Annotated in this window: 25 protein-coding genes and 1 pseudogene; 10 read left to right on the forward strand and 16 right to left on the reverse strand. The window is 74.1% G+C overall.

Annotation, left to right across the window (positions count from 1 at the left end):
• Window positions 1-197 precede the first annotated feature (197 nt).
• A complete protein-coding gene (locus ACZ7MY_RS04090) occupies window positions 198-1,844 on the forward strand; it encodes a glycosyl hydrolase family 18 protein (RefSeq protein ID WP_499599411.1) in 1,647 nt (548 codons plus the stop codon).
• A gap of 75 nt (window positions 1,845-1,919) precedes the next feature.
• On the opposite strand, the gene ACZ7MY_RS04095 is transcribed toward ACZ7MY_RS04090, so the two are convergent.
• On the reverse strand, window positions 1,920-3,428 hold the full coding sequence (locus ACZ7MY_RS04095; protein WP_499599412.1) for a cellulose binding domain-containing protein: 1,509 nt from the start codon (window positions 3,426-3,428) through the stop codon (window positions 1,920-1,922).
• A gap of 172 nt (window positions 3,429-3,600) precedes the next feature.
• A complete protein-coding gene (locus ACZ7MY_RS04100; protein WP_499599413.1) occupies window positions 3,601-4,131 on the reverse strand; it encodes a YceI family protein in 531 nt (176 codons plus the stop codon).
• 99 nt (window positions 4,132-4,230) lie between these two features.
• Between ACZ7MY_RS04100 and ACZ7MY_RS04105 the strand changes: the two genes are divergently transcribed.
• A complete protein-coding gene (locus tag ACZ7MY_RS04105) occupies window positions 4,231-4,737 on the forward strand; it encodes a MarR family winged helix-turn-helix transcriptional regulator (protein ID WP_499599415.1) in 507 nt (168 codons plus the stop codon).
• Between the two features lie 52 nt (window positions 4,738-4,789).
• Here ACZ7MY_RS04105 and ACZ7MY_RS04110 read toward each other — a convergent pair whose 3' ends face one another.
• From ACZ7MY_RS04110 to ACZ7MY_RS04125, 4 genes and pseudogenes are all read right to left on the reverse strand, one after another.
• On the reverse strand, window positions 4,790-5,542 hold the full coding sequence (locus ACZ7MY_RS04110; protein ID WP_499599417.1) for an energy-coupling factor ABC transporter ATP-binding protein: 753 nt from the start codon (window positions 5,540-5,542) through the stop codon (window positions 4,790-4,792).
• Entirely contained in the window at window positions 5,539-6,300 is a 762-nt protein-coding gene (gene cbiQ, locus ACZ7MY_RS04115) for a cobalt ECF transporter T component CbiQ (RefSeq protein WP_499599418.1), read from the reverse strand. The genes ACZ7MY_RS04110 and cbiQ overlap by 4 nt, the downstream gene beginning before the upstream one ends.
• A 2-nt stretch (window positions 6,301-6,302) precedes the next feature.
• Window positions 6,303-7,318, reverse strand: a pseudogene (locus ACZ7MY_RS04120) (energy-coupling factor ABC transporter permease).
• Between the two features lie 156 nt (window positions 7,319-7,474).
• A complete protein-coding gene (locus tag ACZ7MY_RS04125; protein WP_499599419.1) occupies window positions 7,475-8,044 on the reverse strand; it encodes a histidine phosphatase family protein in 570 nt (189 codons plus the stop codon).
• A 296-nt stretch (window positions 8,045-8,340) separates the two neighbouring features.
• On the opposite strand from ACZ7MY_RS04125, the gene ACZ7MY_RS04130 reads away from it, so the two are divergent.
• A complete protein-coding gene (locus ACZ7MY_RS04130) occupies window positions 8,341-8,562 on the forward strand; it encodes a CbtB domain-containing protein (protein ID WP_499599421.1) in 222 nt (73 codons plus the stop codon).
• A gap of 16 nt (window positions 8,563-8,578) precedes the next feature.
• A complete protein-coding gene (locus ACZ7MY_RS04135) occupies window positions 8,579-9,358 on the forward strand; it encodes a CbtA family protein (RefSeq protein WP_499599423.1) in 780 nt (259 codons plus the stop codon).
• A gap of 59 nt (window positions 9,359-9,417) precedes the next feature.
• Here the strand turns inward: ACZ7MY_RS04135 and ACZ7MY_RS04140 are convergent, their stop codons facing one another.
• The 8 genes from ACZ7MY_RS04140 to ACZ7MY_RS04175 form a co-directional block, all read right to left on the reverse strand.
• Window positions 9,418-10,686, reverse strand: a complete 1,269-nt coding sequence (locus tag ACZ7MY_RS04140; RefSeq protein WP_499599424.1) for a Tm-1-like ATP-binding domain-containing protein — start codon at window positions 10,684-10,686, stop codon at window positions 9,418-9,420.
• A 40-nt stretch (window positions 10,687-10,726) separates the two neighbouring features.
• Entirely contained in the window at window positions 10,727-12,844 is a 2,118-nt protein-coding gene (locus ACZ7MY_RS04145) for a SpoIIE family protein phosphatase (protein ID WP_499599426.1), read from the reverse strand.
• Window positions 12,845-13,310: 466 nt separating this feature from the next.
• Entirely contained in the window at window positions 13,311-14,078 is a 768-nt protein-coding gene (locus ACZ7MY_RS04150; protein WP_499599427.1) for a DUF4118 domain-containing protein, read from the reverse strand.
• Window positions 14,079-14,118: 40 nt separating this feature from the next.
• Window positions 14,119-14,655, reverse strand: a complete 537-nt coding sequence (locus ACZ7MY_RS04155; protein WP_499599428.1) for a universal stress protein — start codon at window positions 14,653-14,655, stop codon at window positions 14,119-14,121.
• Between the two features lie 113 nt (window positions 14,656-14,768).
• Window positions 14,769-15,854, reverse strand: coding sequence for an ABC transporter ATP-binding protein (locus tag ACZ7MY_RS04160; protein ID WP_499599429.1), 1,086 nt, complete (start codon window positions 15,852-15,854; stop codon window positions 14,769-14,771).
• Window positions 15,851-16,705, reverse strand: coding sequence for a molybdate ABC transporter permease subunit (modB, locus tag ACZ7MY_RS04165; protein ID WP_499599431.1), 855 nt, complete (start codon window positions 16,703-16,705; stop codon window positions 15,851-15,853). The genes ACZ7MY_RS04160 and modB overlap by 4 nt, the downstream gene beginning before the upstream one ends.
• Window positions 16,702-17,529: a molybdate ABC transporter substrate-binding protein gene (modA, locus tag ACZ7MY_RS04170; RefSeq protein ID WP_499599433.1), complete on the reverse strand. Its 828-nt coding sequence runs from the start codon at window positions 17,527-17,529 to the stop codon at window positions 16,702-16,704. Before modA ends, modB begins: the two co-directional genes overlap by 4 nt.
• 29 nt (window positions 17,530-17,558) lie before the next feature.
• Entirely contained in the window at window positions 17,559-17,945 is a 387-nt protein-coding gene (locus tag ACZ7MY_RS04175) for a TOBE domain-containing protein (RefSeq protein WP_499599434.1), read from the reverse strand.
• 139 nt (window positions 17,946-18,084) lie between these two features.
• Between ACZ7MY_RS04175 and ACZ7MY_RS04180 the strand changes: the two genes are divergently transcribed.
• The 5 genes from ACZ7MY_RS04180 (at window position 18,085) to ACZ7MY_RS04200 (ending at window position 22,568) form a co-directional block, all read left to right on the forward strand.
• Window positions 18,085-18,582, forward strand: coding sequence for a molybdopterin-dependent oxidoreductase (locus ACZ7MY_RS04180; RefSeq protein WP_499599436.1), 498 nt, complete (start codon window positions 18,085-18,087; stop codon window positions 18,580-18,582).
• 21 nt (window positions 18,583-18,603) lie between these two features.
• Entirely contained in the window at window positions 18,604-19,008 is a 405-nt protein-coding gene (locus tag ACZ7MY_RS04185; RefSeq protein WP_499599438.1) for a pyrophosphohydrolase domain-containing protein, read from the forward strand.
• Between the two features lie 213 nt (window positions 19,009-19,221).
• Window positions 19,222-20,382 carry an NAD-dependent formate dehydrogenase gene (locus ACZ7MY_RS04190; protein ID WP_499599440.1) on the forward strand — a complete coding sequence of 387 codons (1,161 nt, stop codon included), beginning with the start codon at window positions 19,222-19,224 and terminating at the stop codon, window positions 20,380-20,382.
• A 119-nt stretch (window positions 20,383-20,501) separates the two neighbouring features.
• Window positions 20,502-20,900, forward strand: a complete 399-nt coding sequence (locus ACZ7MY_RS04195; protein ID WP_499599442.1) for a DnaJ family domain-containing protein — start codon at window positions 20,502-20,504, stop codon at window positions 20,898-20,900.
• 729 nt (window positions 20,901-21,629) lie between these two features.
• The gene (locus ACZ7MY_RS04200) at window positions 21,630-22,568 is read left to right on the forward strand and encodes a YhjD/YihY/BrkB family envelope integrity protein (protein ID WP_499599443.1); all 939 of its coding nucleotides are present in this window, start codon (window positions 21,630-21,632) and stop codon (window positions 22,566-22,568) included.
• On the opposite strand, the gene ACZ7MY_RS04205 is transcribed toward ACZ7MY_RS04200, so the two are convergent.
• Window positions 22,538-22,966 (reverse strand): DUF7144 family membrane protein, encoded by a 429-nt coding sequence (locus ACZ7MY_RS04205; RefSeq protein ID WP_499599445.1) that lies wholly within the window; start codon window positions 22,964-22,966, stop codon window positions 22,538-22,540. The genes ACZ7MY_RS04200 and ACZ7MY_RS04205 overlap by 31 nt on opposite strands.
• 25 nt (window positions 22,967-22,991) lie before the next feature.
• Window positions 22,992-23,477 carry a hypothetical protein gene (locus tag ACZ7MY_RS04210; RefSeq protein WP_499599446.1) on the reverse strand — a complete coding sequence of 162 codons (486 nt, stop codon included), beginning with the start codon at window positions 23,475-23,477 and terminating at the stop codon, window positions 22,992-22,994.
• Between the two features lie 95 nt (window positions 23,478-23,572).
• Between ACZ7MY_RS04210 and ACZ7MY_RS04215 the strand changes: the two genes are divergently transcribed.
• A complete protein-coding gene (locus tag ACZ7MY_RS04215; RefSeq protein ID WP_499599448.1) occupies window positions 23,573-24,868 on the forward strand; it encodes a hypothetical protein in 1,296 nt (431 codons plus the stop codon).
• The last annotated feature ends 102 nt before the right edge of the window (window positions 24,869-24,970 follow it).

The following is a 24,970-nucleotide window of genomic DNA, read 5'->3' on the forward strand; positions in this document are numbered from 1 at the left end:
CACCCGCACGCCCGCACGCCCCGGCATCGTCGCCGGGGCGTCGTGCTGCCGGCCCGGGGACGGGGATGGTCCAGACCTATTGCCATCTGGTCCAGACCTTTCTACCCTGCCAGGGAACTGTGGTGGGCATGACATGGCGTCAACCGTCCACCAGGCGGCACTGGTTTCCCCGTCGGCCCCCCACTCGAGGAGCACCCTTGAGCACTGGAGACACCCCACGCACTCCACGCACCAGACGCATCAGGACCACAGCCGCCGCGGGACTCACCGCGCTGCTGCTCCCGCTCGCCGCACTCGTCGGCCTGGCCACACCGGCCCATGCCGCGGGTACCACCGCCACGTACACCAAGACCCAGGACTGGGGCACGGGGTTCGAGGGCAAGTGGACGATCACCAACGGCGGTTCATCGCCGATCAGCAGCTGGACCGTCGAGTGGGACTTCCCCGCCGGCACCTCGGTGACCTCGGCGTGGGACGCCGACGTGACCGGCTCCGGCACCCACTGGACCGCCAGGAACAAGAGCTGGAACGGCACCCTGGCCCCGGGCGCCAGCATCAGCTTCGGCTTCAACGGCGCCGGTAGCGGCAGCCCGAGCGGCTGCAAGCTGAGCGGCGGCTCCTGCACCGGCGGTGGTGGCGGCGACCCGACGCCCACCCCGACTCCGACGCCGACCCCCACCCCGACGCCCACGCCGACCCCGACGCCGACCCCCACCGGCCCCGCGGGGAGCAAGATCCGCCTCGGCTACTTCGCCGAGTGGGGCGTCTACGGCCGCAACTACCACGTCAAGAACCTGGTGACCTCGGGCTCGGCGAGCAAGCTGACCCACATCAACTACGCCTTCGGCAACGTCACCAACGGCCAGTGCGCCATCGGCGACTCCTACGCCGACTACGACAAGGCCTACACCGCCGACCAGAGCGTCGACGGCGTTGCCGACACCTGGGACACCGGGGCGCTGCGCGGCAGCTTCAACCAGCTGCGCAAGCTGAAGAAGCAGTACCCGAACATCAAGATCCTCTGGTCCTTCGGCGGCTGGACCTGGTCCGGCGGCTTCGGCCAGGCGGCCGCCAACCCGACCGCCTTCGCCAACTCCTGCTACAACCTGGTCGAGGACCCGCGCTGGGCCGACGTCTTCGACGGCATCGACATCGACTGGGAGTACCCGAACGCCTGCGGCCTGTCCTGCGACACCAGCGGGGCCTCGTCCTTCAAGACCCTGATGTCCGCGCTGCGTACCAGGTTCGGCTCCAACAACCTGGTCACCGCGGCCATCACCGCCGACGGCACCAACGGCGGCAAGATCGACGCCGCGGACTACGCGGGCGCCGCGCAGTACGTCAACTACTACAACGTGATGACGTACGACTACTTCGGCGCCTTCGACGCGGACGGCCCGACCGCCCCGCACTCCCCGCTCACCTCCTACAGCGGCATCCCGATCGCCGGGTTCTACTCCGACGCGGCGATCCAGAAGCTGAAGGGCAAGGGCATCCCGTCGAACAAGCTCAACCTGGGCATCGGCTTCTACGGCCGCGGCTGGACCGGCGTCACCCAGTCCGCCCCGGGAGGCTCGGCGACCGGCGCCGCCCCGGGCACCTATGAGGCGGGCAACGAGGACTACAAGGTCCTCAAGAACACCTGCCCGGCCACCGGTACCGTCGCGGGCACCGCGTACGCGCACTGCGGCAACAACTGGTGGAGCTACGACACCCCGTCGACCATCGCGGGCAAGATGGCCTACGTGAAGAACCAGGGCCTCGGCGGCGCGTTCTTCTGGGAGTTCAGCGGCGACACGGGCAACGGTGAGCTGATCACCGCGATCAACAACGGTCTGAGCTAGGCGTCGCGAGCAGGGCCGTACGGGCCGGAGGGGCGGTTTCGGGCCGCCCCTCCGGCCCGGTCGCGTACGGGGCCGTCAGCCGGTGGCGCAGGACGCGCCGTCGAGGGTGAAGCCCGTGGGCGGGGAGGACGTGCCGGACCGGGTGCCGACCAGCCCGAAGGTGACCGAACCGCCCGCCCGGACGTCTCGGTTGTAGTCCTCGGCCCGGGCGGTGACCGTACCGCCGCGCTGGGAGAAGCCGGCGTCCCACATCTGGGTCACGCGCCGGCCGTCGGAGTACCGCCAGCCGACCGTCCAGCCGTGGAGGTCCTTGCGGGTCGTCAGGGTGACCTCGGCCTGGAAGCCGTCGTACCAGCGGTCGGTCACCTCGTAGGTGACCGTGCAGGACGGCGCCGGCGGCTTCGCCGGGGCCTCCTGGGCGGGCGGCGCGCTGGAGGACGGCACGCGGTCGGCGGCGGGGATGGTGTGCTCGGCGGCGGAGGGCTCGATCTCCTCGGGGAACCGCGCGCTCCCGCCGGGCTCGACCGCCCCGGAGGCGCCGGACGCGCCCGGGGACGGCAGCGGCGGGAAACCGGGACCGTCGGGGGCGGCGCCGTCGTTGCCGCCCTGGGCCGTCGGCGCGGCCTCGGCGGAGCGGGGGGCGGAGTCGTCGGCGGTGACCAGGGCCGTCAGGCAGACCACGGCGGCCAGCGCCGCGACCGCCCCGGCCACGGCGGCCCTGCCCCCGGGTATCCGGCGCCCGGCCCGCACGGCACGGGAGGCCCGCACGGTACGGGAGGCACGGGCGGTACGGGCCGCCCGTCGCGACGGCGGGGGCGGCACGGCGCCCCGCCCGGCCGCCCGGCGCCGGGCCTCCAGGTAGGCGGGACCCGCCCAGCCCAGCACCCCCTCGGCCAGCGCCTCTGCCGGGCCGCCGCCGAACGGGGTCAGGCAGACGGCGGCCCGCGCGCAGTCCGCGCAGCCGCGCAGGTGCCTGCGCAGGTCCTCAGGCGCCGCGTCGACGGGCATCCGGGTGGCCGCGTCCAGCAACCGGGCGTAGCCCTGGCACTCGTCGGAGGGCGGTTCCTCCTGGTGGGCGCGGAGGCAGCGGTCCCGGAAGTCCTGCCGGGCCCGGTCGGTCTCCCGCTCCGCGGCGGCGGCGTCGATGCCCAGCGTGCGGGCGGTGACGGCCGCGGGGCGGCACTCGACCTCGGCGAACCAGAGCAGTGCCGCGTCCGCCTCCGCCATGTCCCGCAGGCCGCGCAGGGCCAGCGGCTCGGGGCGCGCCGCCCTGCCGCGGCGTGCGGCGCGTTCCGCGTTGAGCCAGATCCGGAACTCCGGGTGCAGGCTGTCCCCCTCGCCCCGGGCCTGCCAGTCCGCGGCGGTGTCCCGTACGGCGGTCAGGAGCAGCGGCAGCGGCGGCAGTCCCGGTCCGGGCGCGGGGTCCATGGCGTCGGACGTCAGGTCCAGGCCGCGTTCGAACGCGTCGGCGGCGAGCAGTCCGCCGTCCTCGGGGGAGAGCGTGCACAACTGGGCGAAGCACAGCGCTTCCGCCCAGAACTCGGACAGCGGTACGGCCTCGGGGACCGGGGCTGCGGAAGTCATCGGGCGGGGGACCAACCCTTCGGCGTCGGGAGGCGGTTGCGCCTGCGCCTGGTGGTGCGGGGAGCCTTTCACGGTTCCCACACAAGTAGCAAGGCGCGACTTCGTTTGCCGACAGGGTGGTTGGGGCCTGAGCGAGGCTGTGCGGTTCTGCGCCCCCGGTGAGCGGTCCCGGTCAGTCGCGGTGGACGAAGCGGGCGACGACCGAGAGGGCCGCGGCGCCCTTGATCATGCCCATCCGGTTCCAGGTGAGCCCGAAGTCGGCCCGGTCGACGAGTACGTCCACGGTGAGCACGACGGCGTCCGCGGAGGGGGACTCGACGCTGCCGGTGAGGGCGACCGGGCGGGTGGTGCCGCGGACGGTCAGCTCGCCGTCGGCGGAGAGGGTGCCGTCGGTGCCGGTGGTGACCCGGTGGGCGGTGAAGACGATCGCCGGGTGGGCGTCGGCGTCGAGGAATTCGGCGGAGCGCAGGTGGGTGTCGCGCTGCTTGTTGCCGGTGTCCAGCGAGGCGGCGCCCACGGTGAGGGTGCCCCGCGCGGTGCCGTCGGCGGCGAGTTCGCCCTCGCCGCCGACCTCGCCGAACGCCCCCTTCACGGTGGCCGCGCCCCACATCGTGCGGTGGCGGAGCCGTACGGCCGAGGCCGCGGGGTCGAGGGTCCAGGTGCCCGTGCGCAGGCCGGTGGGGGTGGTCGTCGAGTCGGTCATGGGTGCCGCACCCTTCGTAGCTCGGCCGGCCAACCGCGATAGCTAGCCAGATATTAAGTAGCCAGTTAGACAATAACCGGCGTTGGTACCCTGGGCAATGTGACGGCGGAGATCCACGCGGAGACGGACGGCCGGTGCCCGGGCACCGCCGACCTGCACCTGCTCGCGCGGTGGGACGCGCTCCAGTCCGGCTTCCGGCGGGTCACCGACCAGTTGCTGGCGGACGTCGAGGCACGGTCCGGGCTGGCCCCGTCCTCGTTCCAGGCGCTGTGGTTCCTGATGACCACCCCGGAGCGCTCCGCGCCCATGCACCGGCTCGCGGGCACGCTGGGCTTCACCACGGCGGGCACCACCAAGGTCGCCGACCGCCTGACGGAGGCGGGGCTCATCGAACGCCGCCCCTGCCGGGACGACCGGCGCGTCACGCTGGCGGTGCTGACCGAACAGGGCCTTCGGGTGGCCATGACGGCGGCGCTCACACTGGCCGACGCGCTGCGCGAGCGCGTGGTCGGCCCACTCGGCGGCCCGGAACGGTTCGAGGCCCTCACGGACGCGGTCACCGCCGTCGACCCCGATCCGCCGTCCGGGCCCCCCTGCGACGGCTGAGGAGCGGCGGGGTCGCCGGGTTGCTGTTGCGGCCGGTTCGTGGGGCCGGTTCTCAGGCCTGGACGGTGACCGAGCGGGGGTCGAAACCGTAGGGGAGTTCCAGGCGGTGGGCGCGCATCAGGGCGTCGTCGGAGAGGAGTTCCTGGGTGCGGCCGTCGGCGACGACGGTGCCGCCGCTGAGGACGACCGAGCGCGGGCACAGCTCCAGGGCGTACGGCAGGTCGTGGGTGACCATCAGGACCGTGACGTCCAGCGAGCGCAGGATGTCGGCCAGTTCGCGGCGGGAGGCGGGGTCCAGGTTGGAGGAGGGCTCGTCCAGGACGAGGATCTCCGGCTCCATGGCGAGGACGGTCGCCACCGCCACGCGGCGCCGCTGGCCGAAGGACAGGTGGTGCGGCGGCCGGTCGGCGAACTCCGCCATGCCGACCCGTTGCAGCGCCTTGCGGACGCAGGCCTCCAGCTCGGCGCCGCGCAGACCGGCCGCGGCCGGGCCGAAGGCGACGTCCTCCCGGACGGTGGGCATGAAGAGCTGGTCGTCCGGGTCCTGGAAGACGATGCCGACCCGGCGCCTGACCTCCGCCACGTGCTTGCGGTCGCCGACCGGGAGCCCGGCGACGGTCACGGAGCCGGCCCCGGCCTCGAGGATGCCGTTGAGGTGCAGCACGAGGGTGGTCTTGCCCGCGCCGTTGGGGCCGAGGAGGGCGACCCGCTCGCCGCGGGCGATGGTCAGGTCGACGCCGAACAGGGCCTGGTGGCCGTCGGGGTAGGCGTAGGCGAGGCCCTTGACCTCGAGTGAAGCGGTCACAGGAACCATCCCATCAGGCAGACCGCCAGTGCGGCGGCCGGGAGCACGGCCGCGTACGACCACTGGGCGCGCGAGGCCGTGGCCTCGTCGATCACCGGCATGCTGCCGGCGTAGCCGCGGCTGACCATCGCCAGGTGGACGCGTTCGCCGCGCTCGTAGGAGCGGATGAACAGGGCGCCCGCGGACTTGGCGAGCACGCCCCAGTGGCGCGGGCCGCGCGCCTCGAAGCCGCGCGAGGCGCGGGCGACGCGCATCCGGCGCATCTCGTCGGTGATGACGTCCCCGTACCGGATCATGAACGAGGCGATCTGCACCAGCAGCGCCGGCAGGCGCAACCGCTGCAGGCCCAGGAGGAGTTCGCGCAGCTCGGTGGTGGAGGCCAGCAGGACGGAGGCGGCGACGCCGAGGGTGCCCTTGGCGAGGATGTTCCAGGCGCCCCACAGGCCGTGCACGCTCAGGGACAGGCCCAGCACCGCGGTGCGCGGGCCCTCGGCGACGAACGGCATGAGGAAGGCGAAGGCCACGAACGGCAGCTCGACCAGCAGCCGCCGCAGCAGGAACCCGGCCGGTACCCGCGCCACGACGGCGACCGTGGTCAGGAGCACCGCGTACAGGGCGAAGGCCCACATGGCGGTGCGCGGGGTGGAGACCACCACGAGCACGAAGCAGAAGACCGCGGCGATCTTGCACTGCGGGGGCAGCGCGTGCACCGGTGAGTGCCCGTGCCGGTAGAGCCGGTGGGCGTGCCCCGCGCCCACCGCTAGCCCTCGTCCGTCTGCGGGCGGCGGCGGACGACCCAGAAGACCCCGGTGCCGAGCGCGAGGGTGGCGCCGACGCCGATCACACCGGCGAGGCCGCCGGAGATCCGGGCGTCGCCGACGTCCTTGGTCTGGTAGTCCGCCAGCGGGGAGTCCTTGGCCGCGTGGTCCTCGGCCTTCTTGTCGATGCCGTGGTCCGCGGCGACCTTCTCCAGGCCGTCGGGGTTCGCCGAGGCGTAGTAGCTGACGAATCCGGCGAGCACCAGGGCGGCGATCAGGCCGGCGATCCACAGCGGCCGTATGCCGCCGCGCTTCGCGGTGTCGGTCACGGCCGCCATCAGACGGTCGCCTCCTTGAGCTCCAGCGGGCGGCGCAGGTCACGGGCGCCGTGGACGAGGTCGGGGCGGACGGCGATGACGGCGCCCACCGTCGCGGCGGTGATCACCGCCTCACCGATGCCGATCAGGACGTGCACGCCGACCATGGCGGTGAAGACCTTGCCGAGCGCGACGTCGGTCGTCCCGCCCAGCGCGTAGATCCCGGTGAAGGCGACGGCCGCGGCCGGTACGGAGAGCAGGGCCGCGACGAAGGCCGCGCCGGTCACCCCGCCACGCCCGTTCGGCAGCACCTTCACCAGCGCGCGGAACAGGGCGTACGCGACGACGACGGTGACGATCGCCATGTCGGTGATGTTCACGCCGAGGGCGGTGAGGCCGCCGTCGGCGAAGAGCACGCCTTGGATGATCAGGACGACGGATACGCACAACACCCCTGTGTAGGGGCCGACGAGTATCGCCGCGAGCGCGCCGCCGAGGAGGTGACCGCTGGTGCCCGCGGCCACCGGGAAGTTGAGCATCTGGACGGCGAAGATGAACGCCGAGACGAGCCCGGCCAGCGGCGCGGTGCGCTCGTCCAGTTCGCGTCGCGCACCGCGCAGGCTCACCGCCACGGCTGCGGCCGCGACGGCACCGGTCGCCACCGACACCGGGGCGTCGATGAATCCGTCGGGTACGTGCATGGGGAGCTCCGCTCCAGGGTCGTGTCGGAAGGCGAACGCTCAATCATAGAGTCCTATTGCGAGTCGTTTGCAAGAGCCCGAACCCCGCTGGAGCGCATCCCGCGCGTGTATCCGTCCGTGCTTCGTCTCCGCTTCATCCCCGGTTCCCGTGACGGCTCAGAGCAGCGGGCGTCCCGCCCGCAGGTTCCAGCGCCCCGACCGCCCGCTGAGTTCCGTCGCCGTCAGCGGCGGCACGTCGATCCGCCAGAAGGACGCCTCGGGGGCGCCCAGGGCCCGTACCGCGCAGGCCCGGACGATCTCCGGTTCGACGACGGCCAGCACGCGGCCCGGCGTCGCGGCCAGCCCGTCGAGCCAGTCGGCGACGCGGGCGCACAGCTCGCGCAGCGACTCGGCGTCGTGCGGCGCCGCGTCCGGGTCGGACAGCCAGGCGGCGACCGCCTCCGGCTCCTCGGCGCTCACCTCGGCCAGGGTGCGTCCCCGCCAGCGGCCCAGCGCCCATCCCGCGGGCGCGGTCTCCTCGGCGTCGAGGCCGAGCGCCTCCGCGGTCGCGCGGCAGCGCACCGTGGGCGAGACGGGCACCGGTCCCGTGCCGGACACCGGCGGCGAACCGGCCAACGCGCGGGCGGCGCCGAGCGCGTGCTCGTCCGGTGGCACGTCGTCGTCGAAACGGGCCTCGCGCAGCGCCGCGTTCACCACCGGTGAGATCAACGTCACCCGGGTCGTCATGCACCCTCCTCGTCCTCCGGCGACCCCGTGGAATCGCCGACTGCCGCCTCGGCCAGGGCCCGTGGGCCACCCGCGGACGGCTCCCGCGCATGCCGGGGCGCCCCGCGCGCTCTTGGCCGGATCTCCGGATCGCGGTACCGTCACGACGACATTCACGACGACACGGCGGAAGTCCGGTGCAAATCCGGCACGGTCGCGCCACTGTAAGCCCAGCCCCGCGCCAGGCGAGTCAGACCCGCAGTCGTCCGACAGAGCTCCACCGACCGGGACGCGAGTTCCCACCAGGAGGTCATGCCATGGCGCAGTCCGCCGCCCCGCCGGCCGTAGCCCCTTCCGCCGCCCCCGTGACGCTGCCGATCAGGGCGATCCTGCCCTGGGCGGTCTTCTTCGGCGTCCTGATGCTGGTCCTGCTCTACTTCGTGGGCGCCGAGCAGGGGGCCACGTCCCTCATGTCCGGCGAGAACGTCCACGAGTGGCTGCACGACGGGCGCCACCTGCTCGGCTTCCCCTGCCACTGACAGGGGCGCCGCACCCATGAACCCCGTCAACTCCGTCACCGTCAGACGACTGCTCGTGCGGGGCATGCTGGCCGGCCTCGCCGCCGGCGTGCTCGCGCTGGTCGTCGCCTACCTGCTGGGCGAGTCCCGGGTCGACGCGGCCATCGCGTTCGAGGAGTCGCACGCGCACGAGCACGGCGGCGCCGAACCGGTCAGCCGTGCCCTGCAGTCCACCGCCGGTCTGGCCACCGGCATCCTCGTGTACGGCGTGGCGGTGGGCGGCATCGCCGCCCTCGCCTACTGCTTCGCCCTCGGGCGGATCGGGCGCTTCGGCGCCCGGCCCACGGCCGTGCTGCTCTCGGCGGCGGCACTGGTCACGGTCTACGTCGTGCCCTTCCTGAAGTACCCCGCCAACCCGCCGGCCGTCGGCGACCCCGACACCATCGGGAAACGCACCACGCTGTACTTCCTGATGATGCTGCTCAGCGTGCTGCTCGCGATCGCCACCGTGATCCTCGGCCGGCGCCTCGCGCCGCGCCTGGGCAACTGGTACGCGACCGTGGCCGCCGGTGTCTTCTTCGTCGTGACCGTGGGACTCGCGTACGCGTTCCTGCCCGCGATCAACGAGGTGCCGGAGCACTTCCCGGCGGCGCTGCTGTGGCAGTTCCGGCTGGCGGCGCTGGCGATCCAGCTCACGCTGTGGACCTCGTTCGGGCTGCTCTTCGGCCACCTGGCCGGACGCCTGCTGGAACCGGCCCCGGCCGCCGCCCCCGCGGGGCGCGGCACCGTGGGCGCGGGCACGACGGCGTCCGTCTAGGACGACACGGCCCGGCGCCTCGCCGGGCCCGCGGTGCCGACCGACCGCCCGTACGACGCTCAGTGCGTCGTGCGGGCGTTCGTGTGTGCGTCCTTGGGCGCGTCCGTGTGCGCGGAGACGAGCGCGTGCAGTCGCTCGGCCGCGGCACGGCCGAAGGCCGGGTCGTTGAGGTGCGTGTCGTACTCGGCGACCTCCACCCGGCTGCCGCGCAGCTCCTCACGGAGGGTGCGGAAGAGCACCCCGTCCACGGCGCGGTCGTGGTACGGCCCGCCCGGCGCCCCGAGGGTGGACAGCCCGCGCAGCGGCAGCATGAGCGTGACCGGGCCGGTGGCCGCGCGCAGCTTCGCCGCGACCTGACGGCCGAGTTCGGCGCACTCGGCGGCGGAGGTGCGGATCACGGTCACCGAGGGGTTGTGGACGTGGACGTGGCGGGACCGGAAGCGGTCCGGCAGCGAGGCGAGCGGGCCGAACTTGACCATGTCCAGCGCCCCCGGGCCCACCACCTGCGGCAGCCCCGCGCGGCCCGCGGTACGCAGCCGGTCGGGCCCCGCGCCGAAGGCACCGCCCACCAGCTCGTCGGCGAGCTCGCTGAGCGTCAGGTCCAGCACCCCGCTGAACATGCCCTCCCCGGCGAGCGACTCCAGGGAACGGCCGCCGGAGCCCACGGAGTGGAAGACCAGCACCTCGTAGCCGAGTTCGGTGAGCCGCGCCCGGGCGGCGTCGACGCCGGGGGTCGTCACGCCCGCCATGCTGGCCGCCACCAGCGGCCGGTCCCCGGCGGGCGGTGCGGACGCCGCGGCGAAGCCCCTGGCCATGCCGGCGATCGCGTCCGCCGCGTTGGCCAGGATCGGCGCCGACACCCGGTTGACGCCCGCGATGTCGACGACGCTGTACATCATGGCGATGTCGGTCGAGCCCACGTACGGCGAGACGTCGCCCGCGGCCATCGAGGACACCATCAGCTTCGGCACGCCGAGCGGCAGCGCCCGCATCGCGCGGGTGGCGATCGAGGTGCCGCCGCTGCCGCCGATGGCCAGGACGCCGTGCAGCCTGCCCTCGTCGTGCAGCCGGCGCACCACCCGCGCCGCCCCCTCGGCCATGACCGTCACTGCGGCACCGCGGTCGCCCGCCCTGCGCAGCCGTTCGGCGTCCGCGCCCGCGGCGGCGGCCACGACGGTACGGGGGATGTCGGGGGTGACCAGGGGTTCGCCGGCCACGCCCGCGTCGATCAGCACGACCTCGACGGCGCCGCGCAGCAGCCGGTCCCGCAGCCAGCCGTACTCCGTGCCCTTGGTGTCCAGCGTTCCCAGCAGCGCAACGACCGGCATGGTCACCAGTGTTGGGCCCGGGACCGGAAGTGACAAGGCCTCATGACGGGGGCACGGGGCGCAGCAGCAGGAGCGCGGTGTCGTCGGTGCGGTCGGTGGCCCGGCCGCCGTGGTGCACGAGGACCTCGGCGAGTTCCTCCAGCGGGAGCCCGCCCCGGGCGGACAGGGCCACGGCCAGGGAGGTGATGGCCTCGTCCAGGTCGCCGCCGGGGGTCTCGATGAGCCCGTCGGTGTAGAGCGCGAGGACGGCGCCGCGGGGCAGCGTCAGCGTGGTGGTGGGGTACTCGGCCCGGGGGTCGATGCCGAGCAGCAGCCCGGTCGGCCGGCTGAGGACGTCGGTGCGGCCGTCGGGGAGGCGCAGCAGGGCCGGCGGGTGGCCCGCGGAGGCCAGCCGCAGGATGCCCTCCGTGAGCCGGAGGTGAGCGTAGAGGCAGCTGGTGAACAGCCCGGTGTCGAGTTCGTCCAGCAGCCGGTTGGTGCGGGACAGCACCTGGTCGGGGGAGGCCCCGGCGGTGGCGTGCGCGTGCACCGCGGTGCGCACCTGGCCCATCAGGGCGGCGGCGTTGACGTTGTGGCCCTGGACGTCGCCGATGACCGCGGCGACGCAGGTGTCGTCCAGCCTGATCAGGTCGTAGAAGTCGCCGCCGACCTCCATGCCGCTGGTCGCCGGGAGGTAGCGGGCGGCGACCTCCAGGCCGGGCAGGGTCGGCAGGGTGTGCGGCAGCAGCCCCGACTGCAGGCTGTGCGCGAGGTGGTGCTTGGCGTCGTAGATCCGCGCCCGGTCCAGGGCCTGGGCGATCAGCCCGCTGAGCGAGGTCAGGGCGGCTCGTTCGTCGGCCGGGAAGGAACGCTCCTCGGCGAACGCCATGACGCAGGCGCCCACGGGGCGGCCGGACGCGATCAGCGGCAGGAAGGCCCAGGCCGCCATGTCCGACAACAGCTCCAGGCCCTGGTAGGCCCGGACGAGGTCCTCGCGCGAGCCGTAGAAGCTGGGGACGCCGGTGGTCAACGCCCGGGTGGCCGGGAGGCGCGCGGTCAGCGCGGTGCCGTCCAGGGCCGCCATGACCTCGGGCCGGTAGCCGCGGTCGCCGATGATGTGGAGCCGGCCGCCCTCCGCGACGCACAGCACGAAGGCGTCCGCGCCGATCGCGGCCGGGAAGAGGTCGGCGACCAGCCGGACGACGTCGTCCACGCCGACGGCCTCGGTGAGGGCCGTCGCGAGGTGCATGAGGTGGTAGATCGCGCCGATCCGGATCGGCACCGCGGCCTCGTCGTAGGCCGCCGCGCGCGCGGCCGGGTCCACCGTGTCCGCGTCGGTGGGGGAGATCCGCACGCTGACCCCGGTCGCGTCGGGGAACAACTGCACGAGCAGCCAGTGGTCGGGCGGCCGCAGGGCGGTGAACGAGACCGGCCGCCCGCTGAGCACGGCGGCACGGTAGCGGTCCTCGTGGGCGGGGTCCCGCAGCCAGCGCAGGCTCTCCCACGGGAAGGTGCCCACCAGCCGCTCGACGGGCACGCCGACGAGCTCCGCCGCGCGGGCGCTGGCGTAGGTGATCCGTCCGTCGAAGTCGAGGGCGCAGGCCCCCTCGGGCAACCGCCGGGCCCAGTCCGCCGCGGCCAGGGCCTCGTACGGGTCCACCGGGAGGGCCCGCGCGGTCCGCAGCACCCGCGGCTCGGGCCCCGGCAGGATCGGCTCCCCGTCGGCGCCGGCCCGTACGAGCTGGTCGGCGAGGCGCTCGCGCGCCCGCTCCAGCAGCTCGCGCTCCGCGGGCGGCGCCTCGGCGGTGCGCGACCGGGACCAGATCAGCACGAGCGTGCCGAGCGCGGCGTCGCCGACGGTGAGCGGGGCGGCGACCATGGACAGGTCGTACGGCATGACCAGCGCCGTGCGCGGATAGCGGTCCGCCAGTTCCTCCCGGGAGCGGACCAGGATCGTCCGGCCCTCCCGTACGGCGTCGGCCACCGGGGTCGACCGCTCCATGGGCAGCCGCGACCAGGGCATCGACAGCTCCCGGGGCGCCCCGGTGATGACCTCCATCCCGAGCGCCCGGCCCTCGGGCATCACCAGGAAGACCGCACCGATATGGGCGCCCGTCGCGCGCACCACTTCGGCGAGCACTTGGTCCAGCAGCTCCCGGGCGGGGGCAGTCACCACCATGCGTGGCTCCACCATCGGTCCGACACCACCTATAAGGGGGACGATACGCCCCCCTTCGCCCCGTCTCCTCCCCGCGGAACCCGGTGCCCAGGGGGCGAGGGCCCGCCGGGTTGCCCGGGGCCCGCGCCTGGTCGGGAGGGCCAGGGACGGCGGCCGTGTGCCGGCCTCGAACTGCCGTGCCTGGCGGGGTTGACGGGCCGGCGCGGGGCCGCCCGGGGCCGGGATCGGAACCGGCGGGCGGTCGGGTGCGAAGGGAAGATCACCGCGAGGTCCCGTGCGGCGCCTGTCGGCCGCGTACCTGTACCGCACGCCGGGCGCCCTCAACGACCTGACCGCCCGGGCAGGCGCTGTCCGGGGCGACCGGACGGCCGGGCAGGCTCGCGGCACGCACCGCGGCGGACGGCGGCTGGTCGTCGTCGGCGCCTGCCGGTCCGTCGGGGCCGCCCGGAGGGCGGGGGCGGAGCCGTCAGTGGGCCGGGGCGGACGGGATGGCGGCGATGGCGCTGCCGGCCTGGTCGGCGAGGGTGACCGCGACCAGGCGGGCCTGGCGGGAGGGGACGGTGCCGGGGGTGGGGAGCATCATGAAGCGGCCGTGGAAGCGCCCGTTGTGGAAGACCCGGAGTTCGACCTCCTGGTCCGGCAGGCCGTACGCGTCGGCGTCCCAGGGGCGGCGGCCCCGCACCACGGTGCCGTCCTGCTCCAGCCGCGGCGGGTGCCCGACGAGGGTGCCGTACTCGAACCGGCAGCCCCGCAGGTGCAGCAGGCTGACCAGCTGGTCGCGGACGTGGTCGACCACGACGTGCGGGGTGACCGCGGACTGGGCCAGCCGGGCCGTCTCGTGGATGCGGGCGAGGTGGTCGGCGTCGGTGATCGCGATCACCGCGAGCCGCCGGGTGCGGGCGGCGAGCTGCGAGACGGCCAGGCCGACGGCGAGCAGCAGGACCGCCGTCACCACGTCGCCCGGGCCGCTGATCGTGAACCGCTCGTAGGGCGGGGCGAAGAAGAAGTCGAACCAGGCCGCGGCCGACAGCGCGGCGAGCGCGCCGGCGCGGCGGCTGCCGAGGACGGCGACGACCACGACCGCGACCACCAGCACCAGGGCGACGTGCGTGTTCGACACCTGGGTGCGGAACGGCACGAGGGCCAGGCACACCAGCGGCGGCAGGAGCAGCCCGGCCGGCAGGGCCAGCCGTGCCAGGTGGGGGAAGGGGGAGCGGAAGGAAGGACGCGTCATGGTCATCGCCTCCGTCAGGGGGCCGCCGCGGCCCCGGGGTTCACCGCAGGGGCGTGGCGGTGTGCAGGGGCAGCCGCCAGGTGTTGCGGCGGTGCATGTCGTCGAGGACGTCGTGGAGCGGGGAACGGGGTACGGCGAGCACCGGGCAGCCCGCGTGGACGAGGCAGTGCCGCGCCACCGACGGCCTCAGCAGCCGGCGGAGCGGGCCGCGGCGTCCGGCGCCGACCACCAGCAGGTCGTCCGGACGGTCCGCGACCTGGGTCAGCGCCCATCCCGCGGGCCCGCGGACGATCACCGCGCGCAGGCGGAGGCCCTCCGGGAGGCCGCCGAAGGCGGACCCGATGGCGTCGGCCAGCTGCCTGCGGGCCCGGTCCTGCCACTCGTGCAGCAGCGGCGGGAACGGGGAACGCCGGTAGGCGAACTCCCCGCCCGGAGGTTCCCAGGCGAGCACGGTGACCAGCACCGCACCCGTGCGGCGCGCCTCGGCTGCGGCCCGGTGCAGTGCCGTGAGGCTGCCGAGGGAGCCGCTCACCCCCACGACCACGCGGTGGTTTCGGGCGTCGTCCATGCCGTCCATGGAAGACCCGGGCGGGGCGGCGCGGGGCCTTCTTGTCGCGCTCTTGTCGCCGGGCGGCGCTCTCCTGACGCCGCCCTGACCCCGCCTTGGTCCCGTTCCGACCCCGACGGGGCTCAGGCCGGATAGGCGTGCGTCTGGGCCGCCTTGACCGTCGCCCACACATCGGTGCCGGGGTGCAGGCCGAGTTCGGCGGTCGCCACCGTGGTGAGGTCGGCGGCGAGCGGGAGTTCGCCCCGGACGTCGACGCGGATCTGGTCGCCGTGCGACTCCAGTCCCGCAACCGTGCCCCGCCACAGGTTCCTGGCGCTGGAGCCCGTGGGGCGGTCCCGGTGCAGGGTGACGGCGCCGGGCGGGAAGGCCACGAAGGCCGGGCCGGACAGTTCCTCCGTGGTGGTGATGTCCGGCCCGCCGTCGATCGTCACGGTGTGGCCGTCGGCGCGGCCCCGGTAGAGGTTGAGGCCGACGAGGTGCGCGATGTAGTCGGTGCGCGGGCGGCGGGCGATCTCGCCGGGGGTGCCCTCCTGCACGGAGCCGCCGTGCTCGATGACCACCAGCCGGTCGGCCAGCACCATGGCGTCCAGCGGGTCGTGGGTGACCAGGACGGCCACCGCCTCGAAGTCGGCGAGGTGCCGGCGGAGCTGGGAGCGGACCTCCAGGCGGGTGCGGGCGTCGAGGGCGGCCAGCGGCTCGTCCAGGAGCAGCAGCCGGGGCCGGGTGGCGAGCGCCCGGGCGAGGGCGACGCGCTGCGCCTGGCCGCCGGAGAGCCGGCGGGGCCGGGCGGCGGCGTGCTCGGCCAGGCCCATGCGCTCCAGCCACCCGGCGGCCTCGGCGCGGGCCCGCGCCTTGGGGACGCCGTGGCAGCGCGGGCCGAAGGCCACGTTGTCCAGCGCCGACAGGTGCGGGAAGAGCAGGTAGTCCTGGAAGACGACGCCGACCGGGCGGGTCTCGGGGGGCGTGCCGTCCAGGGCGGCGCCGTCCAGCCGCAGGTGGCCGTCGGTGAGCGGGGTCAGCCCGGCCAGGGCCCGCAGCGCGGTGGTCTTGCCGGCGCCGTTGGGCCCCAGCAGGGCGAGCACCTCGCCGGGGGCGGCGGTGAGTGTCACGTCGAGGCGGAAGGCGCCGCGGTCGACGACCAGCCGGGCGTCCAGGCCCTGCGGGGCCGGGCCGCCGGTGGACGCGGGGGCTTTGTCCGGGGAGGTCATGGCGTGGCCATCCAGCGGTCGCGCAGTCCGGCCAGGACGGCGATGGAGACGGCGAGCAGCACCAGGCTGAGCGCGATGGCGGCGGCCGGGTCGCTCTGCAGGGCGAGGTAGACGGCGAGCGGCATCGTCTGCGTACGGCCGGGGAAGTTGCCCGCGAAGGTGATGGTGGCGCCGAACTCGCCGAGCGCCCGCGCCCAGGCCAGGACGGCACCGGCGGCGATGCCGGGGGCGATCAGCGGCAGCGTCACCCGGCGGAAGGCGGTGAAGCGGGAGGCGCCGAGGGTGGTGGCGGCCTCCTCGTAGCGCGGGTCGGCGGCCCGCAGGGTGCCCTCGACGCTGATGACCAGGAACGGCATCGCGACGAAGGCCTCCGCGATGACGACGCCCGCCGTGGTGAAGGGCAGCGTCACCCCGAACCACTGGTCCAGCCACCGTCCGGCGATGCCGTTGCGGCCCAGTGCCAGCAGCAGGGCCACACCGCCGACGACGGGCGGCAGCACCAGGGGCAGTGTCACCAGGGCGCGCACCAGCCGGCGCCCGGGGAACTCGGTACGGGCCAGCAGCCAGGCCAGGGGCACTCCCAGCACGAGGGTCACCGCGGTCGCGAGGGTGGCGCAGATCAGGGAGAGCCGCAGCGCCTGCCACACCCCGGGGCTGGTGAGCTGCGCGGGCAGTTCGCTCCAGGGCGTGCGGACCAGCAGCCCGGCGAGCGGCAGCACGAGGAAGGCGAGCCCGAGCAGGGCGGGCAGCAGCAGCGGCAGGGGCACCGGGGAGCGGTGACCCTGCCGGCGGCCGGCGCGGCGCGGCCCGGACCGGGCGGGTCCGGGCGCGCCGCCGCTGTGGTCGGTCACGGGTTGAGGAAGCCGGCGTCGCTGAGGACCTTGCGGCCCTGGTCGGACTGGACGAGGGCGATGAAGGCCTCGGCGGTGGGGGCGTTGGGGGCGTCCTTGAGGAGGACGATGGGGTAGTCGTTGACGGCGCCGGCGGACTCGGGGAAGTCCACGCCCTCGACCTTGCCGGCGGCGGCCTTGACGTCGGTCTTGTAGACCACGGAGGCGTCGACCTCCTTCAGTTCGACCTTCGTCAGGGCGCTCTTGACGTCCTGTTCGTAGGAGACGGGGGTGAGCTTGAGGCCGGCGCCGTCCAGTGCCTTCTGCGCGGCTGCGCCGCAGGGGACTTCCTTGGCGCACAGGGCGACCTTGATGCCGGACTTGGTGAGGTCCTTGAGCGTGGCGACGTCCTTGGGGTTGCCGGGGACGACGGCGATCTCCAGCTGGTTGCGGACGAAGGTCGCGGGTTCGCCGGCGGCGTCCTTGGCGTCGGTGACGATCTGCATGGTCTTGGCGGAGGCGGCCGCGAAGACGTCGGCGGGGGCGCCGGAGGTGATGCTGGCGGCGAGGGCGTCGCTGCCGCCGAAGTTGAAGGTGACCTTGGTGCCGGGGTGAGCCGCCTCGAACTCCTTGCCCAGTTCGGTGAAGCTCTCCTTGAGCGAGGCCGCGGCGAAGACGGTGACCGTGCCCTTCAGTTCGTCCGCGGAGGACGTGCCCGCCGAGGGCGAGGACGACGCGGAGGCGCCGGCGGAGTCGTCCGAGGACGAGCAGGCGCTGAGGGCCAGCAGCACCGCGGTTCCTCCGACGGCCAGCTGAAGGGTCCGGCGGTGCGTGGGACGGGTCATCACAGGGCTGCTCCTCCGAGTCTCGGTCTCTACGGTCTCTCGACGACCACGTTGGTCGACTTGATGACGGCGACCGCCGGTACGCCGGGCTCGAGCTTCAGCTCCTCGGCCGACTCCCGGCTGATCATGGACACCACGCGGAACGGGCCGGCCTGGATCTCGACCTGCGCGGACACGTCGCCGAGGATCACCTCGGTGACGATGCCCGAGAAGCGGTTGCGGGCCGAGGAGCCGGTGTGCTCGCGTTCGGTGCGGTTGAACTCCCTGGCGAACGCGGCCAGGTGGGGGCCCTCGATGATGCGCCGGCCCTGCTCGTCGCGCTCCGCCCGCAGCCGCCCGCTGTCGACCCAGCGCCTGAGGGTGTCCGCGCTCACGCCCATCAACGCGGCCGCCTCGCCGATCCGGTAGGTGTGCATGACTCGATCATAGTGACGCAGATGCGAGCTGGAAGCCCCTTGTCGGATTGCATGAGCCGGATCCCTGAGCTTTGGGGATCGCATGTGCGTTTCCACGACGGCCGGGCGCGGGTACGGTCACCGGGGGAGGTGGAAGCCCGTGACCGTGTCCGTTCCCGCGCCGCCGCCGGAGCTCGCCGGGTTCACCCTGAGCGGCGACCTGGCCCGCCCCGCCCCGCTCACCGTGCCGGACCTGCTCGCCTGGCCCCAGCACACGGCCCGGGTGAGCTTCGAGTGCCAGACCAGCGGTGTGCAGCACCACCGGTTCGAGGGCCCGTTGCTCCACGAGGTGCTGTGCTCGGCCGGTCCCGGCTTCGACCCCGGCCGCCGCAAGGACCGGTTGCGCTTCCTCATCGCCGTGACCGGGGCGGACGGCCACCACGCACTGCTGTCCTGGGCCGAGATCGACCCGGACTTCGGGCAGGCCCGCGTGCTGCTGGCCACCCGCATCGACGGTACCCCGCTGGACGTCCAGGGCCCGCAACTGGTGCTGCCCCAGGACCGTTGCGGGGCCCGGCACATCAGCGGCATCACCGGCATCCGCGTGGACGGCGGGTACGGCGGCGGCCCGGCGGCGGGGAGCGACGGGGGCCTGTGAGCGGGCACTACGATCGGCGGAATGCGACCCTCCCCCGCCGGCCTGGTCCGTGAGTTCCACACCGTCTTCGGCCTCGACGTCCGTCCCCGCCCGACCGAGATCCCGCCCGAGTACGCGGCGCACCGCCAGGACCTGCTGGCCGAGGAGGTGGCGGAGGTCGCCGAGGCCTCCGAGGCCGGGCCGCTGGACCACCTCGCGCACGAACTGGCCGACGTGGTCTACGTCGCGTACGGCACCGCGCTGGTGCACGGCATCGACCTCGACGAGGTCATCGCGGAGATCCACCGCGCCAACATGAGCAAGCTCGGCCCCGACGGACGGCCGGCCCTGCGGGCCGACGGCAAGGTCCTCAAGGGCGAGCACTACCGGGCCCCGGACGTCGCGGCGGTGCTGCGCGGCCAGGGCTGGACGCCCGCCGGGGAGTGACCCGGGGCGCGGCGCCGACCCCTGCCGTCGTGACGCCCTCGACGCCCTGGTGGCCCTGGTGGACGCGTACCCGGGCCGGTGAGCGGGCCGGGGTGCGGTGATAGGAGCGGGCTATCCCGCCATAGCGACGTTCGCTTTGACCCCCGGGTGGCCGGGCCGCGAACGTGAAGTGACCTTCCGCAGCGTCCACTTCACGGATGAGGAGCCGCAGTCATGGCAAAGGTGCTGTGCGTCCTGTACGACGACCCGGCCGACGGTTACCCGACCACGTACGCCCGCGACGACCTGCCGCGCATCGACCAGTACCCCGGCGGCCAGACCACCCCCACGCCGCAGGCGACCGACTTCACCCCCGGCGCCCTCCTCGGCAGCGTCTCGGGCGAACTGGGCCTGCGCCGCTTCCTGGAGGAGCGCGGCCACAGCCTGGTCGTCACCTCGGACAAGGACGGCGACGGATCGGTCTTCGACCGTGAGTTGGCCGACGCCGACGTGGTCATCTCCCAGCCCTTCTGGCCGGCCTACCTGACGCCCGAGCGCATCGCCGCCGCCAAGAACCTGAAGCTGGCCGTCACGGCGGGCATCGGCTCGGACCACGTCGACCTGGACGCGGCCGTCGCCCGCGGCATCACCGTCGCCGAGGTCACCTACTGCAACAGCATCAGCGTCGCCGAGCACGTGGTGATGATGACCCTGTCGCTGGTGCGCAACTACCTGCCCTCGCACCGGGTCGTCCTGGACGGCGGCTGGAACATCGCGGACTGCGTGGCCCGGTCGTACGACCTGGAGGGCATGCACGTCGGCACGGTCGCCGCGGGCCGCATCGGCCTGGCGGTCCTGCGCCGCCTGGCGCCCTTCGACGTGAAGCTGCACTACACCGACCGGCACCGGCTGCCGGAGGCCGTCGAGCAGGAGCTCGGGCTGACCTGGCACGAGAGCGCCGCCGACATGGTGCCGCACTGCGACGTCGTGACCGTCAACGCCCCGCTCCACCCGGAGACCGAGGGCCTCTTCGACGACAAGCTGATCGACACCATGAAGCGCGGCGCCTACCTCATCAACACCGCGCGGGCGCTGATCGTCGACCAGGACGCCGTGGGCCGGGCCCTGCGGGACGGACGGCTGGCGGGCTACGCGGGCGACGTCTGGTACCCGCAGCCGGCCCCCGCCGACCACCCGTGGCGCACCATGCCGCACCACGGCATGACGCCGCACATCTCCGGTTCCTCGCTGTCGGCCCAGGCCCGGTACGCGGCGGGGACCCGCGAGATCCTCGAGTGCTGGCTGGACGGCAGGCCGATCCGGGACGAGTACCTGATCGTCGCGGGCGGAGCGCTGGCGGGCACGGGCGCCCACTCGTACTCCATCACGGGCTGACCGGCCCCGGACCGGCCGCCGACCCGCAGGGCGCGCGGGTCGGCGCCGCCCGGCCCGCTCCGTCCTCCCCTCGTCCCCTCCCCTCCCCCGCCGACGCGGCCGGGGGGAGAATCGAGGGCATGACGGAGCGCAAGCCACCGGGCGTCCCCTTCGAGTCCTGGGTCGACAAGCAGATCCGGGAGGCGACGGAGCGCGGCGCCTTCGACAACCTGCCCGGCGCGGGGAAGCCGCTGGCCTCCCTGGACCGGCCCTACGACGAGCTGTGGTGGATCAGGGAGAAGATGGCCCGCGAGGGGCTGTCCCACCTCCCGGCGAGCCTGCGGCTGCGCAAGGAGGTGGAGGACGCGATGGACGCGGCCTCCCGCGCCCCCTCCGAACGCGAGGTGCGCCGCATCGTCGAAGAGGTCAACGAGACCATCCGCAGGGGCATCCGCACACCGATGGACGGCCCCCCGCTCGGCCTCGTCCCGTACGACGTCGACGCCGTCGTCGCCCGGTGGCGCGCAAAGCGCGCCTGAACCCGCACCCCGGACACGGCCCCGTGCGCCGGGTGCCGCGCCTCCAAGGGCCTCGCGGGCTTCGCCCGCGCCGGCTTCCGCCTGGCCGGGAAGTCGCCGCCCGCCGTGGGACGCCGCCCGCGGGTGCCGGTAGGGGATGCGGCTCGGCGGCCGCGGGCAACCTGCGACGGTGCTGCTGGGCTTCGCCCGCGCGCCGGACGTGGACCGGTGCGGCAGCGTCCGGCGGTGCCGGCCTGGATCTGCCCGGGCAGCCCCTCTTTGTTGTGGGGGTGTGGCCGGGCGCGACACCTACAAGGGTGTCGCTGGGTTCGTCCGCGCCGGCTCCCGCACCGCCGGTAGGGCGCCGCACCGCCGGGGTGCGCCGCCTGCAGGTGCCGGTAGGGATGCGGCTCGGCGGCCGCGGGCAACCTGCGACGGTGCTGCTGGGCTTCGCCCGCGCTCCGGACGCGGGCCGGTGCGGGAGTGTGCGGCTGTGCCCGCCCGGATCTGCCCGGGCAGCCCCTCTTCGTTGTGGGGGCCTGGCTGGACGCCGCACCTCCAAGGGCGTTGCGGGCTTCGTCCCGTGCGCCGGCGCCGCGCCTCCAAGGGCCTCGCGGGCTTCGCCCGCAGGGGCTTCCGCACCGCCGGGGTGCCGCCGCCCGCAGGTAACCCGGGGCGGCCGCCGCCGCCCCCCGGTCCTGCCGTAGGCCAGCGGTTGCGGGCCCCGGCGGGCTGAAAAATAGTCGGACTGTGAGAGGGCGGCCACGGGTCTCGATCCCGGAGGGGCTCCGTGCGCGGTTCGCGGACCTGCCGGTGCGGGCGCGCGCCCTGCGGGCCGACGCGGAGCGGCGGTTCCCGATCATCACCCGGCTCGCCGCCCGGCTGCTGAGCGTCAACGTGCTGGACGCGGCCACCCGGTTGGCCGCCCAGGCCTTCCTGACCGCCGTGCCGCTGCTGTTCGTCATCTCGTCCTTCGCGCCGGAGAGTGTGCGCCAGGAACTGTTCGACTCGCTGGTGCGGGTGATGGGGCTCTCCGGCCCCTCCCGTGAACAGCTGCGCTCGGTCTACGAGTCCGACCCCGGGAGCCTGCGGCAGACGGTGGGTGTGGTCGGCACCCTGATGGCCCTGCTGTCGGCGACGGCCTGCAGCCGGGCGATGCAGCGGGTGTGCGAACGCGCCTGGCACATGCCGAAGTCGGCGGCGCGCATCGCGGCCTGGCGCTGGTTCGCCTGGGTGTGCGCGGCGCTGCTCTACCTGGCCGTCCAGGGGCCGCTGCGGCTGGGTTTCGGCGCCGGCCGCTGGCTGGGCGTCCCGCTGGCCCTGGTGAGCGCGGTGGGGATCTGGTGGTGGACCCAGCACCTGCTGCTGGGCGGCCGGATCGGCTGGCGTCCGCTGCTGCCGGGGGCGCTGCTCACGGCGCTGTTCCTGGAGGCGGCGGTCTTCGCCGCTCCGCTGTACGTGCCGTCGGCGCTCAACCGCAGCCTGCAGGCGTACGGCTCGCTGGGCTCGGTGTTCACCCTGCTGTCCGGGCTGATCGCGCTGTGCGTCGTGGCGACCGTGTGCCTCACCGTGGGCGCGGTGTTCCACGGCGACCAGCCGGGGGCCGGGGCCGGTCCCGCCGCGCCCGGTCCGCCGGGGGAGGGCCGGGCGGGCGGCGGTCAGGCGGCGGGCGAGCGGTCCGGCCTGTAGTGCGCGAGCGCCCAGATGACGAAGATGTCGAGCGCGATGAGGATGATCGACCAGAACGGCAGGTAGGGCAGGTAGAGGAAGTTCACGATGATGCCCAGGCCGGCCAGGACGATGCCCGTGATGCGTGACCAGAGCGCGGCGCCGCTGAGGAGTGCGGTGCCCGTGACCACCAGGAGCACGCCGAGGACGAGGTGGATCCAGCCCCACGCGGTCAGGTTGAACTTGTAGATGTAGTTGCCGATCTGCGCGTACACGTTGTCCGCTGCGATCCCCGAGATGCCCTGGAAGATGGCCAGGACGCCGTCGACGAGCAGCAGGACGCCGGCGAAGGTGACGCCGCCGCGTGCCCACCCGTCGCGGTGGTTCCCGGTCCGGGGTGTGGTGCCGGTGGCTGCCATGGCTGCCTCCTCGCGTGATGGTGCTTCAGTGCCGCAGCGCCCGTTCCACCTGGGCCTCGACCGTGCCCGTCAGGTCGCGGTTGCTGCGTACCGTGGCCTCGCCGGACTTCTGCGGGGCCACGTCGGCGACGTTGACCACGGCGGCGTCGAGGAGGTTTCCGCTGGTGTCGCGGAAGGTCACCTCGACGGTGTACGTGGCCTGTTTGTCGCCGCTGTTGGTGGCCGTGACCGTGGTGGTGGCCTTGCCGCCCTCCACGGACACGGGGTCGAGCCTGACGTCGTCCTTCGCGTTGACGCCGTTCTTGATCTTCGCCAGCTGGGACTGCGCGGCGGCGGTCGCCGAGGCGACGGCCTCCGCACCCTCGGACACCAGCGAGGACGCGGCGGAAGCGGCCTTGGACGCCTTCTCGCCGGGGGTGCTCCCGGTGTCGGAACAGGCACTCGCGGCCAGCGCGGTGGCGGACAGCACGACCGCCGCGCACACCGCGCGACCCCGGTACGGCCTCGTCATTCCTACCTCCACGGACTCATGCGCCTCAAATGGCACATCAATCACCATACGTATTAAATTGCCGTGTCGCGTGGTGAAGGAGAGGCGGCGGTGGCATGGCGGGTTCAACGCCCGAGGGGCGTGACGATCTCGCCGAACTGCGCGCCCGGCTGTCGGCACTGGAGGCGCGGGAGACCGTTCCCGCGGGCGCCGGAGCGCAGACCCCGCCGCCTCACCGGCGACGCCCCGTGCGGGCCTTCTTCTCGGCCCTGTTCATCGTCGTGGCCTGCGTGTTCGTGCCGCTGAGCGCGCTGGCCGTCTGGGTGGACTCCGAGGTCGGCGACACCGACCGCTACGTCGCCACCGTCGCGCCCCTGGCGAGCGCCCCCGCCGTGCAGGACGCAGCCGCCAACCGGATCACGTCCGCCGTGATGCAGCGGATCGACGTGAAGAGCCTCCTGGACGAGGTCGCCCCGCAGGACCGCCCCCGCCTGGACCAGCTGCTCAGCCGGATTTCCGGCCCGCTGACCAGCGGCATCGAGAGCCTGGTGCACTCGACGGCGGAGAAGGTCGTGAGCAGCGAGGCCTTCGAAACGATCTGGACCGACGCCAACCGCCGGATCCACGACTCGCTGGACAAGGCGCTGACCGGCCAGGGGGGCGGCGCGGTCAAGCTGACCAACGACACCGTGGCGATCGACCTCGCCCCCGTCATCGACCAGGTCAAGCAGCGGCTGGTCGAGGCGGGCCTGACCATCGCGGCGAAGATCCCCGAGGTCCACACCGACTTCACCGTCGTGCGCTCCGAGAAGGTCGGCAAGATCAGGACCGCCTTCCGGCTGCTGCAGCTCGCCGGCCTCTGGCTGCCGGTCGTCACCGTCGTCCTCGCGGCCGCGGGCGTGCTGCTCGCCGTCCGCCGGCGCCGCGCCCTGGTCGCCGCCGCGCTGGGCTTCGCCGCCGCGGCCCTCGTGCTCGGCGCGGCCCTGACCGTCTTCCGGGCGATCTACCTCGACGCGCTGCCCGCCGACGTCGATCAGCGGGCGGCCGGGACGGTCTACGACGCCCTCATCCGCTTCCTGCGCCAGACCGTCCGCGCGGTGTTCGTGCTCGGCGTCGTCGTCGCGCTGGGCGCCTGGCTGAGTGGGCCCGGGCGGTACGCCCGCCGGACCCGGGGGGTGTGGGAGTCCGTGCTGGGCGGCGCGGGCGACGCGGCGCACCGGGTGGGGATGCGGACCGGTCCCGTCGGGCCCTGGCTCGTCCGCCACAAACTGCCGGTCGCCTGGGTCGTCGTCGCGGCCGCGGCCCTCGCGCTCGCCTTCTGGTCCTACCCGACCGGCTGGGTCGTCCTCGGGCTGGCCCTCGCCGTCGTCCTCGTCCTCGCCGTCGTGGAGTTCCTGGCCCGGCCCGACTGAGCGCTCACCCGATCGGCCACCCCGCGCTGCGCCAGGAAGGCCCCCGCCGGAGGCTGACGGGAGGTCCCGCCGGCGGAGGAGAACAGCCATGAGCGACGCGCA

Source organism: Streptomyces sp. NPDC111520 (assembly GCF_055635295.1).

Excerpts from the sequence above, each read along its gene's own strand:
- ACZ7MY_RS04095 (WP_499599412.1), bottom strand. The coding sequence starts at position 3,428 with ATGACTTCCGCAGCCCCGGTCCCCGAGGCCGTACCGCTGTCCGAGTTC.
- ACZ7MY_RS04100 (WP_499599413.1), bottom strand. The coding sequence starts at position 4,131 with ATGACCGACTCGACGACCACCCCCACCGGCCTGCGCACGGGCACCTGG.
- ACZ7MY_RS04125 (WP_499599419.1), bottom strand. The coding sequence starts at position 8,044 with ATGACGACCCGGGTGACGTTGATCTCACCGGTGGTGAACGCGGCGCTG.
- ACZ7MY_RS04130 (WP_499599421.1), top strand. The coding sequence starts at position 8,341 with ATGGCGCAGTCCGCCGCCCCGCCGGCCGTAGCCCCTTCCGCCGCCCCC.
- ACZ7MY_RS04135 (WP_499599423.1), top strand. The coding sequence starts at position 8,579 with ATGAACCCCGTCAACTCCGTCACCGTCAGACGACTGCTCGTGCGGGGC.
- ACZ7MY_RS04140 (WP_499599424.1), bottom strand. The coding sequence starts at position 10,686 with ATGCCGGTCGTTGCGCTGCTGGGAACGCTGGACACCAAGGGCACGGAG.
- ACZ7MY_RS04145 (WP_499599426.1), bottom strand. The coding sequence starts at position 12,844 with ATGGTGGTGACTGCCCCCGCCCGGGAGCTGCTGGACCAAGTGCTCGCC.
- ACZ7MY_RS04150 (WP_499599427.1), bottom strand. The coding sequence starts at position 14,078 with ATGACGCGTCCTTCCTTCCGCTCCCCCTTCCCCCACCTGGCACGGCTG.
- ACZ7MY_RS04155 (WP_499599428.1), bottom strand. The coding sequence starts at position 14,655 with ATGGACGGCATGGACGACGCCCGAAACCACCGCGTGGTCGTGGGGGTG.
- ACZ7MY_RS04160 (WP_499599429.1), bottom strand. The coding sequence starts at position 15,854 with ATGACCTCCCCGGACAAAGCCCCCGCGTCCACCGGCGGCCCGGCCCCG.
- modA (WP_499599433.1), bottom strand. The coding sequence starts at position 17,529 with ATGACCCGTCCCACGCACCGCCGGACCCTTCAGCTGGCCGTCGGAGGA.
- ACZ7MY_RS04175 (WP_499599434.1), bottom strand. The coding sequence starts at position 17,945 with ATGCACACCTACCGGATCGGCGAGGCGGCCGCGTTGATGGGCGTGAGC.
- ACZ7MY_RS04185 (WP_499599438.1), top strand. The coding sequence starts at position 18,604 with ATGCGACCCTCCCCCGCCGGCCTGGTCCGTGAGTTCCACACCGTCTTC.
- ACZ7MY_RS04190 (WP_499599440.1), top strand. The coding sequence starts at position 19,222 with ATGGCAAAGGTGCTGTGCGTCCTGTACGACGACCCGGCCGACGGTTAC.
- ACZ7MY_RS04195 (WP_499599442.1), top strand. The coding sequence starts at position 20,502 with ATGACGGAGCGCAAGCCACCGGGCGTCCCCTTCGAGTCCTGGGTCGAC.
- ACZ7MY_RS04205 (WP_499599445.1), bottom strand. The coding sequence starts at position 22,966 with ATGGCAGCCACCGGCACCACACCCCGGACCGGGAACCACCGCGACGGG.
- ACZ7MY_RS04210 (WP_499599446.1), bottom strand. The coding sequence starts at position 23,477 with ATGACGAGGCCGTACCGGGGTCGCGCGGTGTGCGCGGCGGTCGTGCTG.
- ACZ7MY_RS04215 (WP_499599448.1), top strand. The coding sequence starts at position 23,573 with ATGGCGGGTTCAACGCCCGAGGGGCGTGACGATCTCGCCGAACTGCGC.